The organism is Bradyrhizobium semiaridum (genome assembly GCF_020329505.1).
Classification (GTDB): domain Bacteria; phylum Pseudomonadota; class Alphaproteobacteria; order Rhizobiales; family Xanthobacteraceae; genus Bradyrhizobium; species Bradyrhizobium semiaridum.
On sequence record NZ_JAGKJJ010000018.1, the window covers coordinates 68328 to 81916 of the forward strand.

At 61.2% G+C, this 13589-nt stretch carries 18 protein-coding genes and 1 pseudogene; 8 read left to right on the forward strand and 11 right to left on the reverse strand.

The window, feature by feature from the left end:
* Positions 1-274: 274 nt before the first annotated feature.
* The 4 genes from J6500_RS32005 to J6500_RS20630 all read right to left on the reverse strand — a co-directional run bounded on the left by J6500_RS32005 (position 275) and on the right by J6500_RS20630 (position 2090).
* The gene (locus J6500_RS32005) at positions 275-409 is read right to left on the reverse strand and encodes a hypothetical protein (RefSeq protein WP_283842928.1); all 135 of its coding nucleotides are present in this window, start codon (positions 407-409) and stop codon (positions 275-277) included.
* An 851-nt stretch (positions 410-1260) separates the two neighbouring features.
* On the reverse strand, positions 1261-1485 hold the full coding sequence (locus J6500_RS32110) for a hypothetical protein (protein WP_312018229.1): 225 nt from the start codon (positions 1483-1485) through the stop codon (positions 1261-1263).
* 57 nt (positions 1486-1542) lie between these two features.
* Positions 1543-1785: a transcriptional regulator gene (locus tag J6500_RS20625; protein ID WP_225714522.1), complete on the reverse strand. Its 243-nt coding sequence runs from the start codon at positions 1783-1785 to the stop codon at positions 1543-1545.
* A gap of 95 nt (positions 1786-1880) precedes the next feature.
* Complete coding sequence (locus J6500_RS20630) at positions 1881-2090, reverse strand: cold-shock protein (protein ID WP_225714523.1); 210 nt, start codon at positions 2088-2090, stop codon at positions 1881-1883.
* 411 nt (positions 2091-2501) lie between these two features.
* On the opposite strand from J6500_RS20630, the pseudogene rpsU reads away from it, so the two are divergent.
* Positions 2502-2603: pseudogene (rpsU, locus tag J6500_RS20635) on the forward strand (30S ribosomal protein S21); the annotation flags it as partial.
* 79 nt (positions 2604-2682) lie between these two features.
* The gene (locus J6500_RS20640; protein ID WP_225714524.1) at positions 2683-2880 is read left to right on the forward strand and encodes a DUF6894 family protein; all 198 of its coding nucleotides are present in this window, start codon (positions 2683-2685) and stop codon (positions 2878-2880) included.
* A gap of 322 nt (positions 2881-3202) precedes the next feature.
* Here the strand turns inward: J6500_RS20640 and J6500_RS20645 are convergent, their stop codons facing one another.
* The 6 genes from J6500_RS20645 to J6500_RS20670 all read right to left on the reverse strand — a co-directional run bounded on the left by J6500_RS20645 (position 3203) and on the right by J6500_RS20670 (position 5244).
* Entirely contained in the window at positions 3203-3406 is a 204-nt protein-coding gene (locus J6500_RS20645; protein WP_225714541.1) for a hypothetical protein, read from the reverse strand.
* A 141-nt stretch (positions 3407-3547) separates the two neighbouring features.
* Entirely contained in the window at positions 3548-3721 is a 174-nt protein-coding gene (locus J6500_RS20650) for a hypothetical protein (RefSeq protein ID WP_225714525.1), read from the reverse strand.
* Positions 3722-3762: 41 nt separating this feature from the next.
* The gene (locus J6500_RS20655) at positions 3763-4044 is read right to left on the reverse strand and encodes a DUF1488 family protein (protein ID WP_225714526.1); all 282 of its coding nucleotides are present in this window, start codon (positions 4042-4044) and stop codon (positions 3763-3765) included.
* Between the two features lie 37 nt (positions 4045-4081).
* The gene (locus J6500_RS20660; protein ID WP_225714527.1) at positions 4082-4378 is read right to left on the reverse strand and encodes a hypothetical protein; all 297 of its coding nucleotides are present in this window, start codon (positions 4376-4378) and stop codon (positions 4082-4084) included.
* The gene (locus J6500_RS20665; protein ID WP_225714528.1) at positions 4371-4637 is read right to left on the reverse strand and encodes a hypothetical protein; all 267 of its coding nucleotides are present in this window, start codon (positions 4635-4637) and stop codon (positions 4371-4373) included. The genes J6500_RS20660 and J6500_RS20665 overlap by 8 nt, the downstream gene beginning before the upstream one ends.
* Before the next feature lie 361 nt (positions 4638-4998).
* Entirely contained in the window at positions 4999-5244 is a 246-nt protein-coding gene (locus J6500_RS20670; protein ID WP_225714529.1) for a DUF6894 family protein, read from the reverse strand.
* A gap of 186 nt (positions 5245-5430) precedes the next feature.
* Here J6500_RS20670 and J6500_RS20675 point away from each other — a divergent pair, with 186 nt between their 5' ends.
* Complete coding sequence (locus tag J6500_RS20675; RefSeq protein WP_225714530.1) at positions 5431-5622, forward strand: hypothetical protein; 192 nt, start codon at positions 5431-5433, stop codon at positions 5620-5622.
* A gap of 596 nt (positions 5623-6218) precedes the next feature.
* Positions 6219-6590, forward strand: a complete 372-nt coding sequence (locus J6500_RS20680; protein ID WP_225714531.1) for a hypothetical protein — start codon at positions 6219-6221, stop codon at positions 6588-6590.
* Positions 6591-7597: 1007 nt separating this feature from the next.
* Here J6500_RS20680 and J6500_RS20685 read toward each other — a convergent pair.
* Entirely contained in the window at positions 7598-8500 is a 903-nt protein-coding gene (locus J6500_RS20685) for a LysR family transcriptional regulator (protein WP_225714532.1), read from the reverse strand.
* A 108-nt stretch (positions 8501-8608) separates the two neighbouring features.
* Between J6500_RS20685 and J6500_RS20690 the strand changes: the two genes are divergently transcribed.
* From J6500_RS20690 to J6500_RS20705, 4 genes are all read left to right on the forward strand, one after another.
* On the forward strand, positions 8609-10231 hold the full coding sequence (locus J6500_RS20690) for an FAD-dependent monooxygenase (protein ID WP_225714533.1): 1623 nt from the start codon (positions 8609-8611) through the stop codon (positions 10229-10231).
* Positions 10232-10233: 2 nt separating this feature from the next.
* Positions 10234-11085: an alpha/beta fold hydrolase gene (locus tag J6500_RS20695; protein ID WP_225714534.1), complete on the forward strand. Its 852-nt coding sequence runs from the start codon at positions 10234-10236 to the stop codon at positions 11083-11085.
* Positions 11048-12493: an MFS transporter gene (locus tag J6500_RS20700; protein ID WP_225714535.1), complete on the forward strand. Its 1446-nt coding sequence runs from the start codon at positions 11048-11050 to the stop codon at positions 12491-12493. The genes J6500_RS20695 and J6500_RS20700 overlap by 38 nt, the downstream gene beginning before the upstream one ends.
* A 13-nt stretch (positions 12494-12506) precedes the next feature.
* Positions 12507-13589: M24 family metallopeptidase (locus tag J6500_RS20705; RefSeq protein ID WP_225714536.1), on the forward strand; the 1083-nt coding region annotated here is incomplete at its 3' end.

Consider the following 13589-nt stretch of genomic DNA (forward strand, 5'->3'; position numbering starts at 1 on the left):
TTTGGTAGTGCTCAATTCTCCTGTCGAGTTCGATGCACTTCTCGCACATGGAGAGTCTCCGGCTAGGAGGCAGGAGCGCCTGTCCTCAGTACGGCGGTCGATATTCATCAGAAGAAGCTCAGTGCCGTCAGCGATCGCTTCGACGCTTGACGACGTTGTGCCGCTCGTGATGACGAAAATGACTATCCAGGATCGATAGAAGGAATTGACGATTACTTCCAGCGCCATTCGCTCAGGATATCGGAAGTCACAGAGCTAAAGCTTCAACTTCTGCTTACCTCTTCTTTGCGGGACCGAAGCCCGGCTGCCAGCCAGCTTCTTTGCGGCTCGGTGCCGCTGCAATCACCTTTGCTTTTTCCTTCTTCGGTTTCTTCGCTTCGCGATTGCCGCGTTGCTGTCCCTTGGCCATGAAATCTATCTCCAATTGTGGTCTGAGTTCTTCCAGCCCATTCGACCGCAATATGCGTCGCGGGCGACGTAACGACGCGGCCATGTTGTTTCGTGCCGAACTCGCGCGAAGTGTAACATAACGATCTTTCCGCGATCACGCCGAAAGTGGCGTTTGCCATAATGGATGCTCCCTCTGACCAAGCAGGCCAAGAGAGCCGCGCTAGCCGTTGAGCATGGCCGCAGCACATACGAGAAGCAGAAGAAACAGCGGCACGATCAGCGGTGGAACGATCCATTCCGAGGCGCGAAAACGCGACGTCGAATGCTCCTGCTAATTGGTCGGCGGGAGCGCACGTGACCCTCAGTCACCGGTCGATGCCGTTGATAATACGGTGATGCCAGCCACCCTACGCCTGTGGCTGACCAATAGCGAGCACTAAAACGCCGTGTACCGGTCGCGATGCTAAGGTCAGTGCGCAGCGAAGATTTGGAGCAAACGTTGCGTCATATAGATTTCGCTGTACGCATTCATCCCGTTTTCCGCCGTGAAAGCCTCGTATCCGGGTAGCTCCGTCACCGCGAGCACGGAGAAGAAAGCATTTCGAATGAGGATTAATATCAGACTCGATACTCAATGATCTTCCGCAACCGGCGCCCGTGATCATGGTGCCGGGCACTCACATCTCTCTCGCCTCAGACATCATCGTTCGAGATTTCTTGCCCGCGGTACCGATCATGAGGTGCGAATCAATCGGCAATTGGCGCAGCCCGCATTGTCGCCCGGCGTATGCAGTTCTCCTGGTAACGTTTGGCACGCGCGAGGTCGCTTAATGACTCATCAAATAGCGTGATGTCGCGTTCCGGCCAAAACTAGAGCATCGAGAGTACGACGATCCCGTCTTCAAGCTCCCCCGAGGCAAGGCGCGCCCGCGCCATCTGCTCCAACTCCGTCCGGTACTTATGAAGATAACTAAGGGCTTGCTTGTCTGTTTGAAATGTCGTCGTGAGCCGGCACATTTGTCGAGCTGCGCCGAGCGCAAGCGAGAACGTGATGGTTCCGTCGCCGTGTGATTTGGTTCTACGCACGATTTGCATGCTCCGGCTTGGTGAGGCTTGGTGCTCGGGACGATCATCGACCGCTGCCGAAGCTAACTATCGAGGCAACTTCCTGGTGCGTTTCTTTGGCGCGGACACCGGCAACGGTGCCCGACGCGTTCCAGCGACGGTTTCCTTGGTTTCGCGGAGCTCTCGAAGTCGCGCCATGTTCTTGCGAACCTCTATGGCCTGCCTTCCGAAATCCGCCATCGCGCGCGCTCCTTCTTCAGCGGCCAATCGCTTTCGGTTCGCACGCGCCATGCTTTCGGGTGATAATTCCGCCGGCTTCTTGACGCTCATGCTCACCGCCGCTCAACAGGCAAAACCCGCTCAATCCGGAGATCGAGCGGGCAGCATGGTCGTTTCAGTACATCCGTGAAACGACACGATGAAACTCAGGCCAGCGAGAGGCTCTCTGCGTTGACCTTGCCTCGTATCTTGTCCGTCTTAACCTCGTAGTGGACCTTTTGGCCCTCCGCGAGTCTCGAAAGACCGGCACGTTCGACTGCGCTGATGTGAACGAACACATCGCTGCTGCCGTCTTCCGGTTGGATAAAACCGAAGCCCTTCTGGCTATTGAACCACTTAACAGTACCTGTCGTCATCTTGATCTCCAAAGCGCACGAGCGCATATCGCGTGACAGTCACGCGATGATTTCAACTTCGTCGATGTCTTTGGAAAAGGAGCCCGCGGGCGCGTTCAACAAGGCAGAGCGGCTAATCGAATAGTCGCTATATACACACTATGTGTATGACTTACAAGGGAGAGGGCCGATTTGTTTGAATTCGGAGCCTCTGCTGCTGATCGAGGGCATCGAAACGGGCGAGCGAGCTTCATCAATCGACACGGCCATGAGGTAATGATCCGGTCATTCTGCCGACCAGATCGGCATGGCGAGCGACGGGCTTGTTCGAAGCCGAAGAATTACGCCGTTACACTGATCCTCACATTCATGAACGTCCCCTGCGCGAAGGCTGCGTGCAGGACTGTTCCAATTCGCAGCCACCGAGTTTTGATGCACGTCCTTGTTCGCGACAACAATATTGACTAGGCACTTCGAGTTCTGAAGAAAAAGATGCAGCGGGAAGGCGTCTTCCGGGAGATGAAGCAACGCCGCGTCTAAGATCCTAACCAGCGCCAGATCCATTGAGGAACGAAATCCGCATAACATCTGTTGCGTCCGAAAGGAAACGCGGATGATTGGCTATTACTTCGACGTCAGAGACGACAGCGGAATTTATCGCGACGAAGAAGGGATGGAGTTTGCAACGCCACGTGAAGCCGAAGTCGAAGCAGCAGAATCACCGGCGGGCCTAGCGCGTGACCTCGCCACTCTGGACCATCGACCGGACCTCTCGGTTGAAGTGAGAGCCGTCGTTGGACGCGTATCCTAAGCCGCGCTCATTTTCGATAGAAACGAGACAAAGCAGTAACAGCGCTGCAGCTGGCGACCTTTCTCGCGTTCGTTCTCAGCCGAATCACAATTGCCTAGCTTGAGATCCGCTGCTCAGCCATGAGCCATTGATGGACGGTCTCCCATTTGTCCTCCGCGCCTGACCAAGAATCCAGTAACGTTGGCTCGTGTCTCGCTTTGATCTCGAGGAAAAATCGCCGCGCGTCGCGTGCGCAAGCTTTTCCATCAAGCGGCTGAGTCTTGATCCAATGGTCCCATTCGCGAACGATCGCCTGCTTCGCTTCGCGATCATGCGACGTCATCTAGCGGGTCTTATTGTTGGGTTTGACGGGAAGCTTTGATTCTCGCGCCAGTCGCTCGGCTTTGAGACGCTCGCGGTTGGCTTGGAACGCTTTGTCGACTTTGGCATGCTCGCTCGGCGCGGCCTCCGCTTTTCGGAACATCTTGTTGGCTTCTCGCGCCGCGGCGGTTGAGCCATGGCGGCCGAAGGCTCGGTCTCTGATCATCCCTGGCACTCGATCCTCCCTAAATTATGAGACGGGTCTCGGGAGACGCGACTTCGGCTTAGGCCTTGGTGTGTTGTTCGTCCGTCCCGGGCGGCATCACGGATTCGCGATCTCTCGCCGCCTACGTCAACCGTCCTGGTGTCATTCCGGTTCCTGCGACAACGCTTCCATACGGAAGTTGCTAGAACAAACTGTCTGTCGCCTTGTCCGGTTGCCCTTCAGATCGTAAAGCTTCCGGCCCTTAACGTCGAAAATGGTGGAATCGATCGCCACGGCGACGTGTACGCCAGCACTGTTGACTATGTCGTCCTTCAAGCGTGATCTCCCTTGTTTCGCGACCTCGTGGCCGGCGACCCTCACGGCTTCCTGAAGTCGATGCTTCTCAGGATGATCCCGGCGGGCGCACCTTCGAACTCGCCCGCCGTGTATTTGACGACGGCGCGGGCTTCAATGCGCTCTCGCAGTCGCATGAACTGCGCTTCGCGCCCGCTGGGCGGCGCGCGTCCCGCACCTTCCAGCTCATCCATCGCGGAGGTCGAGATCGCGCAGGGGACGACCTTCGCGCCGTCGCGCATCGAGAACTGGACGATCATGCGATCGTACTCGAAACTGGTGAAACAAGCTTGTTCAAGCGCCATGTGACCATCCGTTGCCGTTGGCCGAAGCCGCGCAGCTTCAGCCCTGCCCATCGAGCCGGGTAAAATCCGCCAGAACTGCCGCGACGAGATCGCGATGTCTTGTGTCGTCAGGCGACAGGCTCGCAGCGTAGATGCTCAGGACGTAGCGGGCCTTGGCGGCCGCTTCCGGCCAAGAGGTCGCGGCGACCGACATGAGTCCGCTTTCCAGCACGCTTTGCCGTTCGCGCAGCTCTCGCGCACGGCTCTCGACATCCGTCATCGCGCGGCGGATTTCCGTCGCTTTCTGCGCAGCCATCCCGCGACGTTTATCCAGATCGAGCGGTTCGTCACTCATCGGGCATGCTCGCGTCGATTCGTTGTGCATCCGCCAAGTCGGCCGGACCGATGGAAAACATCTCCATCCTGGCGCCGTGTGAGGCGGCCGGCACGATCATCATGGTCGCAACGCGACGATAAGACGCGAAGGAAAGGCCTTCGATCATCTCCTCGTCTGTGATGACCTCATAGCGTCCGGCAGGCAGAGGGTGATCGATACCCCTGATCTGGAACGAATGCTTGAAGGTGACGACTTCGCGCCGCGAGCGAGTTTTCATGTACGCCCGCCTTTTGCCAGCGCTAGGGCGCCGATGTCGGCCTGCCCATAAGCCACCATGCGCTCTTTCAGCGGCATTAGCTACCGCTTTCTCGCGGTCCGATGTCGCGGCCTGAACGTCTCAAACCGCTCGCTGCTCTGGCGGAGGATGCGTCGGTCGGCATCCATCGGGCAGTGAGGTCAAGTTCGCTCCCGCCGAAGACGAGGAGTGTCCATTTTTCCCAGCTTCGCCTGGGTCGACTGTATCGTGCCGCTGGCGGTCGCCCCGCTGTTTCTCCCGCATTGACTACAGTGATAACTCTACTACCCGGATCGGGGCGTGACCGATCGCTCGCGCCGAGCGAGAGGCGGATATAAGGCCCTCACTGGAAACGTCTAATCTCAAAGGTGAACGTCGCCCGTAAGACCGGTCCATCTTCGTCGCGAACGTTGATTGCAAGACGACGTGCAGGAGCGTCGACAGTGCAGCGTCGAACTTCATCGTTGGCAAAGAGTGCCAGCGCCAAGGTTGCTTCGTGCTGCATAGCCTCCAGCGAAACGAGATCTATCCCCTCTTCGTCGGGAATCATCTCATCACCTTCACGCTGATCGAAAAAGTACCTACGCATGCAATTGCTCCCGATTCAGGCGGGAGCGCTGTAGCGTCTCTCTGTCACCGGAAAATGCCCAGATCGGATCGGTGATGTGCCAAGCTAGCCGACTTCCAAATATTCCTCAAACTCGGACAATCGGTCAGTTCAATTGTGGCGAGGTTCGGGCTGGTATGTTGACCAGCCACGGCGCATACTCAATGGATGAAGAACCGCATCGGTTGGACGACCTGCCTCTCCATTGGCGGCCAATGCGCAGTGGCCGAACGCCTCGAGGATGGCGTAGTCGGCAATGCACTCATCACCTTCGCCACCATGGCGCAGGCCCAGGAATTCATCGATTCCGGGCAGGCCGATGAGCTGGGATCACGTGGTTCTGTTCCGAGCAGTCGCTAATGACCCTACGCGACGAATGGACCGTAGACCTCGAGTGTCCACGTTGTGGGAGGCTGGACGTGGCCCGGCTCTCACAAGCGGCTGGCTATGCCTATGCGAGGGGAGACACCGCTACCCGCGCCGATCATGTGCCGGCCGGCTTTGCCTGCATTGATCCGGAGATCAGCAGCTTTCAGTGCTCGAAATGTCAGGTGCCAATACCTTGACATTGCTCCCGCGAATGAGCAACGCGGGCCATCACTATTCACCGGCTTGCAACAGAGGCGCAGCGGGCCGCCCCAAAGGAAGCCATGGTGCGCCGTTCGTACGCAGAACGCTACAGCAGCCTCACGACATGGGTGACCAATCTGCGTGCGCAGCCCGCCGCAGAACAGAACACCCTTTACACCATCAAGCTAGCCATATAGCGTCCGTGTACAGGTTAGCAAAATGCTCACCTGGAAGCTGCCCATGAAGCAGCGACTTCCGAAGTCGCCGCCAGTCGTCGTAGCAGCAGCTCACGTGCCATCGGAAGGCGCAATCATAACATTGTGTTCTATCACAGCGCGTCAGCCTCGCATGTGCGTCCCTGCGCGCGCTCAAGAAAGGCGACCTTCATGAAACTTCCTGCAATCTTGCAAGGCGAGGCGCGGACCCGCTTCCTTCAAGGGATCGCCTTCGGCGCGGTGGCGACCATGGCGATTGGATTTATCTGGGGCGGTTGGGTCACGGGGGAAAGCGCAAGAATCATGCGCACCACGGCGGAGACCAGCGGCCGGATGTCCGTTCTGGTACCGCTTTGCGTCGCTCAGTTCACAGCCGTGGACGGCGCTCTCGCCAAATTCAAGGCGGCAAGCGTTTACTCCAAAGAGAACGTCGTCAGCGAATTCGTGAAGAATGTGGCATCCACGAGCATGGATTACTCGTTCGCCCAGGCTTGTGCCGCCGGGATCGAAACGGAGCTCGCAAACGCAGCGACAAAGAGTTGACGAGCGTACCAGCGACCGTGTCGAGAATTGCGCGACCCTAGATTGCCATCGTGCTTCAAGAGGTCGAGGCGACGCCGGCTCGATCCTGTGCGTCAACGAAGTGCACGCACCGGCGTCGGCAACCTATGAAGCCGAAGCGTGATGAATACCAGGTGCGTCCATCTGAGCTCGTTTGGTCAGATCGAGACTGCGCGTCAGGAAATGTATGGCTGATCGGTAGAAATGAACCCACGGTCCTGAAGAGCGGTCATGATGTCGTGCCAGACGCATGGCAGCTAACGTTCGACTCCAGCGAGATGGTGCCGCAACGACATGTGCAGGAGCCTACGACGGGACAAGCGACATTCTATGCCCGTTGGCTCTTCTCGGAAGGTGCCGGCTGGGAGTGGCCTTCATGCAAGTAGAGCTTGGTTTCGTAACCATACGCCAATCGACCATATGCGCAAAGGAAACTCGATGCGAATTATAATGGCAGTGTTGGTTTTGTTTATATGTGTGCCAAGCGCCTTCGCTAAGGGGCCGGACTGTCGCGCCATCGGAAGCACGACCGCACGCCTCGCCTGCTACGACGCGGCCTATCCTCCGAAATTGGAAAAGTCCGCAATCGTTGAAAGCGACGCAGGGCGGTCTCCATACAAAGACCCCTTTGCAGCAGAAGAAGCTCGGACAGCTGCCAGGATAAAGAATATCTGCCGCGGTTGCTGAAACGTCACCGGCTAGGCGGTGTGCTGCATTCAGGCCTAACCCGTTCGCCCGCCGGTGAGTAAATCCAATTGCACTGCCCTTCCATAAGAAACATTGGCCGGAATAGCGGACTAAGCGAAGTAAGCGGACCTCTGCTACTCCTTCCCACTAATTCTCACGCCATCCTACAGATGGGGCAGCAAGTGGGCGCACTGATGAGCCAATTGCTCGTAACGAGGACCGTAGTAGGTGCCCACTTGCTGATGAAAAACCGCGTGTACGTCAATCCAGACTGACTGACACTCTCTCCGCCATCGCCCGGTTTAGCGGGATCTCGCGCGCGTCGGGATCGTCAGGATCTTGCCGTCGTCGATAAGATTGCTGCAGACCTCCTTTAGAGCTGCAACGACTTCGCGGGTGGCACGGCTAACGGGGCGGCCGCGCGGCAGGGCGAGGACGCGGTCGGCGCGCATCCATGGCAAGAGAGCCGCCGACAGCGTGCCTGCCGCCACTTCCTGGTGAATCCCCGAGAACGGCAACAGCCCGTAGCCAAGCCCCGAGCCCACGATCTGTTTTAACTGCGTGCTGCTCTCGACCCGCAAGGAGAACGGCACGTCTGGCGGGAACGGGTTGCGGCTGAGCGGCACGACAACGGTCGGCAGATGGTTGACCTCCTTGCGCGTCAGCCGGCCTCGCTTGAGCCTGGGATCGCGCGGCGGACCGATCACGAAGACCGGCTCGACCACCAGCGTTTCGTAGTCGAGATGGTCATTGGGCTGCGGCGTGGTGACGATGGCGACGTCGAGTTCGGCGCGCAGCAGATGATCGCACATCGTCTCGGTCAGGCCCTCGCTCAACTCCAGCCGGACGCGGGGAAAGCGCCTGGTGAATATCTGCGCCAGCGGCGCGTAGAAGATGTCGGCGAGGCTCGACGGGGCTCCCAGCCGCACCGTGCCGCTGGGCTCGCGATTTTCCGTGCGCACCTCCGCCTTGACATCATCGACCACGCCGAGCAGCCAGCGCCCGCGCGCCAGCAGCACCTTGCCGGACTCGGTCACCGATACGCCGCGTGCGCCGCGCTCGAGCAACGCGCCACCCAACTCGACCTCGAGTTCCTTGACGTGACGGCTGAGCGCCGACTGCGCGACGTTGAGGGCGCTGGCCGCCGCGCCGAAGCCGCCACGCTCGGCTACCGCCACGAAATAGCGAAGCTGCCGCAGGTCCATTTCAACCTCCATCTCAGATCGAGATGGAGACTATATCAAACATGTTCTTGTGAGATACCGAAAACCGGGCAGTCTGCTGTCAAAGAGAAAATCGAGAGGAAAACGAGCATGGACATCGCCGCGGAAGCACCCCGCCGGACGTCGGTACTTATCGTTGGCGGCGGCCCGGTTGGCCTCGCTATGGGGCTGCTGCTCGACCGCTTCGGGATCGACGCCGTCATCGTCGAGAAGAGCCAGACCACGACGGATCATCCGAAATCGCGCGGGTGCTGGGTCCGCACCATGGAGATATTCCGGCAGTGGGGGATCGAGCAGGCGATCCGTGACCGCGGCCTGCAGGATGATTCCGACATGTTCGTCCAGGTCGAAAGCATCGCCGGCCGCGAGATCAGCCGGTCGCGCCCGGAGCCCAATCTCGGCCAGACCCCCGCGTGGAAATGCCTGGTGGCGCAGGATGCGGTGGAAGAGGAGATCTACCGGGTCATCGCGCATTCCAACCTGGTCCAGGTGCAATTCTCGACCGAATTCGTCGGCTTCGAGGAGGTCGAGGACGGCGTGATCTGCGAGATCCGTTCGGTTGAAACCGGCCGCAGCGAACATTGGCACGCCAGATATCTGCTGGCCTGCGACGGCGCCGGCAGCCAGACGCGCCGGGCCGCCGGCATCGACATGGTGGGACCGGCCTGCCTGGCGGTGCTGCAGAACGAATATTGGCGCGCCGATCTTTCGCGCTTTCCATTGGCGCGCGAGGCCGCCGGCTATCAGGTCTACTCGAAGGCGCCGGGCGTGCCGCCGCGTGCCGGCATTCTCAACACCAACGGCCGCGACCGCTGGCTGTCCATCATCCAGATCGGCGAGCAGAAGGACGATCGGCCGCGGCCGTGGACCGATGCCGAAATGATCGAGATCATCCGCACCCATGTCGGGGTTCCCGACCTCGAGGTGACGCTGCTCAACCGTTCAATCTGGCGCATGAGCAAGCAGGTCGCGGCGAGCTTTCGCATGCGGCGCGTGTTCCTGGTCGGCGATGCCGCGCATCGCTTTCCGCCGACCGGCGGTTTTGGCCTCAACTCGGGTGTTCAGGACGCGCACAATCTGGCCTGGAAGCTCGTCTACGTGCTGCGCGGCTGGGCGTCGGAGAAGCTGCTCGACAGCTACGACCTCGAACGCCGCCCCGTGGGGCAATCGAATGCGGACTTCAGCTATGGCAACATGATCCGCTTCCGGCGGATCGATGAGGCTGTCCGCTCCGGCAACGAGGATAACATCCGCTTCTGGATCAACGACCTCGACAATCATTTGCACAGCATCGGTCAGGCGCTCGGCTTCACCTACGAAGAGGGTGCGGTCATCCCCGACGGCACGCCGCATGGCGGACATCTGACCCGCGTGTACCGGCCGTCCGACCGGCCAGGCGGACGTTTTCCCCATCTGTGGCTCGACATGGCGCGCAAGCGCTCGACGCTCGACTGGTTCGACAAGGAGTTCACGGTCGTCGCCGGTCCGCAAGGCGAGGCGTGGCTTGAGGCCGGCCGCGACGTGTCGGCAAAAACCGGGCTACAGCTCAATTTGCAGCAACTGCCCCACGCCCATCCCGCCGACGGCATCCAGATGGGACCGCGCGGCGCGGTGCTGGTGCGTCCCGATGGCCACGTCGCCTGGCGCATGCCCTACATCCCCTCCGATCCCGCGCGCGAATTGGCCGGCGCGCTCGAAACCGTGCTGCATTGACCATGGATACGATCGAGGCCAACGGCACGACGATTGCCTTCAAGCGCAGCGGGGATGGGCCGCCGCTGATCCTTGTGCATGGCGCCGAAGCCGACCATTCGATGTTCGACGCCTTCGCCGCGCTGCTGGCGCCGCGTTTCACCGTGATCGCCTATGACCAGCGCGATTCCGGCGCGACCCGCAATCCGCCGCAGCCCTACGGTCTCGAAGAACTCGCCGACGACGCCGCCGCGCTGATCGCGGCGCTCGGCTATCCGCGCGCCCATGTTTTCGGCACCTCGCTCGGCGGCGTTATCGCCCAGGTGCTGGCCGCGCGTCACGCCGGGCGCATCGATCGTCTGGTGCTGTCGAGCACCTTCCGGCCCGGCGCGTCGCTGATGTCGATCAATCCGGAGGGCTTCCCGGCGTTTGTGGCGCTGCGCAACCGCATGCCGGAATCGGTCCGCGAGTTCGCCGAGTATTTTGTGCCGCCCGACTACATCGCGGCGCATCCGGAGGTGCTGGCGATCTTTACCAGCAGCACGCGCGATGCCGAACAAAAGCAGCGCCGCGGCGCCATCCTGACGCGGCCGATCGCGTTCGAGCCCGGCACGATCACGGTGCCGACGCTGGTGCTGGCTGGCGCTGCCGACCGCTTGATCCCGCCCGCGCATACGCTGTCGCTGGCGCGGGAGATCGCGGGCGCGAAGACCGCGACCATTGCCGGCATCGGCCACATCGGGACTATTCAAGATCCCGCCGCGGTCGCGGCCGAGGTACGGGCATTTTTGCAAGGCGACCAAACAAAACAACGTCAAAGCACGGAGGAGGATGACCATGGAGACCAAAGGGGAGGATCTCGTCACGCTCTATGACGAGGCGCCGCTCGATGCCCGTTACTGGGTCAGCATGGCGCTCGCCGTCACGACAAGCATCTTCGATTTTTTCGACTTCTTCATCGTGGGCTTCCTGGTGGCGGTGCTGGCCCCGCAATGGCACCTGACGTTCGGCCAGACTTCGATCATGCTGCTCAGCGCCGGCGTCGGCGCGATCGTCGGATCGCTGGCCTGGGGCGCGCTGGCGGATCATTTCGGCCGCAAGACGTTGACGGTGGCAGGCGTCGTTCTTTGCGCGCTCGGCGCAGGTTCCATCTCGATCATCCCGGACGGCGCGTGGATCCTGTTCGCGTGCCTGCGCTTCGTCGTCGGCTTCGGTGTCGGTGCTGTAGCCGCAGTCGCGCTGCCGCTGATCGTCGAATATACGCCGACGCGGCACCGCACGATCCTGACCAGCGTCACGGTGATTCCGGTTTCGCTCGGAATCCTCGCGGCGTCGCTCACGGCCGCGACGCTGTTGCAGTTGATCGGCTGGCGCGGCCTTGCGGCGCTGGGTTTCTTGCCGCTGGTTCCGGCCATTCTGATCGCGCTCATCATGCCGGAGTCCGTGCGCTGGCTGGTATCGCGCGGGCGTCATGCCGAAGCGAGGCGCATCGTCGGCCGCGCATTGAACGTGCCGCTGGACAGCTTGCCGCAGCCGGCAATCGTGCCGGCCGGCCCTGTGGCGCCACCGGCCTCGAGCTTCGCCGATCTGTTGGCCTGGCCGAAACTGTTCTGGCTCACGGTGATCGTCTGGTTCGGCGCGAGCACGGCCAATTATGGCGTGTTCCTGTGGGGCCCCACCATCGTCGCGCTGCTGATGGGCGTGTCGCCGGTGCAGGCCGCCCATCTCTTCGTCTTCGTCAGCCTGACCGGGATGCTCGGCCGCACCGCGTTCTCGTTCCTGCCGCAATGGCTTGGGCGGCGGCGCTGCGGTGAGATCATGGGCTATGGCATCGCGCTTTCGCTCGGCGCGGCGGCGCTGTTCTTCGACCGCATCATCTTTGGCTATCCGGCGTTCGTCGTGCTGTTGATCCCGGCTGCGTTGTTCTTCGACGGGGGTTTCTCCAACATCGCGCCGTATTCCGCCGAGATCTTTCCAGTGCGGCTCAGCGCGCGCGGCGTGGGGCTGGCGCAGGCCGCCAACGGTGTCGGAAAGATTTCGGGACCGCTCTGCCTCGCGCTGATCGCCGGCGCTTCGAACCTGATCACGCCACAGGCCACCATCGACGCCGTCACGCCGGCTTTTCTGTTCCTGGCCGCCTGCGGCCTTGCGATCGGACTCGCCTTCAGCCTGCTTGGTGTCGAAACCCATGGCAAGCCGCTGGCGCTAGAGAGAGGCGATCCGGCCGCAGCACCGCGCGAAACGGTGCCGGTGCGCGAGCACGCAACGACCCAGCAAGCATGATTGGAGCAAGGGCATGAATGTAGCGGACAGCAAGATCACGGCGCGTGCGCCGTTCGATACCGAGAAGCTCGACCGGCTGATGGACGAGGCGCGGCTCGACGCGCTGGTCGTCACGTCCCGACACAACGTTCAGTATCTGCTCGGCGGTTATCGCTTCTTCTTCTTCGAGGCGATGGAGGCGATCGGCGTCAGCCGCTATTTGCCGGTGTATGTCTATCAGCGCGGGCGTCCGCAGAACGCGCTCTATATCGGCAACCGCATGGAAGGGTTCGAGAAGGAACTCGGCCACATTGCGGCGCCCGCGATCAAGACCGCTTCCTGGGGTAGCACGGACGCGATCCGTCTCGCCATCGATCACATCAAGGAACTGGGCGCGGGCGTGACACGCGTCGGATTCGAGCCGAGTTTCCTGCCGTCCGATGCCAAGGATCTCCTGAGCAAAGAGCTCGGCGGCGCGTCGCTGGCGGACGCGCAATTCGTGCTGGAACGGCTGCGCGCGGTCAAGACCGCGGCAGAGCTTGACCTGGTGCGTGAAGCCTCCGAGCGCGTGGTGGACGCGATGACGGCGACCTTCGACATCTGCGCGCCGGGGATGAGCAAGCACGATATCGTCGATCGGTTGCGGCGCGAGGAACACGACAGGGACCTTGTGTTCGAGTACTGCCTGATCGCTGCCGGCAACAGCCACAACCGCGCACCCTCCGACCAGCGCCTGAAGGCGGGCGACGTGATCTCGCTGGATTCCGGCGGCAACTATAAAGGCTATATCGGCGATCTCAGCCGCATGGGCGTGGTGGGCGAGCCCGACGCGGAATTGCGCGACCTGCTGCACGAGATCGAGGAGATCCAGCAGGTGGCGCGCCGCGCGATCAGCCCCGGTGCGCGTGGCGGCGACATCATCGCCGCCGGCGAAGAGGCGGTACGCCGGGCGCCGCATGGCAATGTGCTGGACTACACGGCGCACGGCATCGGCCTTGTCAGTCACGAGGCGCCGCGGCTCACCGGCCACGGGCCGGTACCTTATGCACCCTACGACGCCGACCGGCCCCTGCAGCCCGGGATGGTGATCTCGATCGAGACCGCGATGCTCCATCCG

Bases quoted from the DNA above. Each gene is read 5' to 3' on its own strand.
- J6500_RS32005 (WP_283842928.1), bottom strand. From the start codon at position 409: ATGGCCAAGGGACAGCAACGCGGCAATCGCGAAGCGAAGAAACCGAAG.
- J6500_RS20665 (WP_225714528.1), bottom strand. From the start codon at position 4,637: ATGAAAACTCGCTCGCGGCGCGAAGTCGTCACCTTCAAGCATTCGTTC.
- J6500_RS20660 (WP_225714527.1), bottom strand. From the start codon at position 4,378: ATGAGTGACGAACCGCTCGATCTGGATAAACGTCGCGGGATGGCTGCG.
- J6500_RS20675 (WP_225714530.1), top strand. From the start codon at position 5,431: ATGAAGAACCGCATCGGTTGGACGACCTGCCTCTCCATTGGCGGCCAA.
- J6500_RS20700 (WP_225714535.1), top strand. From the start codon at position 11,048: ATGGAGACCAAAGGGGAGGATCTCGTCACGCTCTATGACGAGGCGCCG.
- J6500_RS20655 (WP_225714526.1), bottom strand. From the start codon at position 4,044: ATGGCGCTTGAACAAGCTTGTTTCACCAGTTTCGAGTACGATCGCATG.
- J6500_RS20670 (WP_225714529.1), bottom strand. From the start codon at position 5,244: ATGCGTAGGTACTTTTTCGATCAGCGTGAAGGTGATGAGATGATTCCC.
- J6500_RS20640 (WP_225714524.1), top strand. From the start codon at position 2,683: ATGATTGGCTATTACTTCGACGTCAGAGACGACAGCGGAATTTATCGC.
- J6500_RS20690 (WP_225714533.1), top strand. From the start codon at position 8,609: ATGGACATCGCCGCGGAAGCACCCCGCCGGACGTCGGTACTTATCGTT.
- J6500_RS20645 (WP_225714541.1), bottom strand. From the start codon at position 3,406: ATGATCAGAGACCGAGCCTTCGGCCGCCATGGCTCAACCGCCGCGGCG.
- J6500_RS20695 (WP_225714534.1), top strand. From the start codon at position 10,234: ATGGATACGATCGAGGCCAACGGCACGACGATTGCCTTCAAGCGCAGC.
- J6500_RS20630 (WP_225714523.1), bottom strand. From the start codon at position 2,090: ATGACGACAGGTACTGTTAAGTGGTTCAATAGCCAGAAGGGCTTCGGT.
- J6500_RS32110 (WP_312018229.1), bottom strand. From the start codon at position 1,485: ATGCAAATCGTGCGTAGAACCAAATCACACGGCGACGGAACCATCACG.
- J6500_RS20685 (WP_225714532.1), bottom strand. From the start codon at position 8,500: ATGGACCTGCGGCAGCTTCGCTATTTCGTGGCGGTAGCCGAGCGTGGC.
- J6500_RS20625 (WP_225714522.1), bottom strand. From the start codon at position 1,785: ATGAGCGTCAAGAAGCCGGCGGAATTATCACCCGAAAGCATGGCGCGT.
- J6500_RS20680 (WP_225714531.1), top strand. From the start codon at position 6,219: ATGAAACTTCCTGCAATCTTGCAAGGCGAGGCGCGGACCCGCTTCCTT.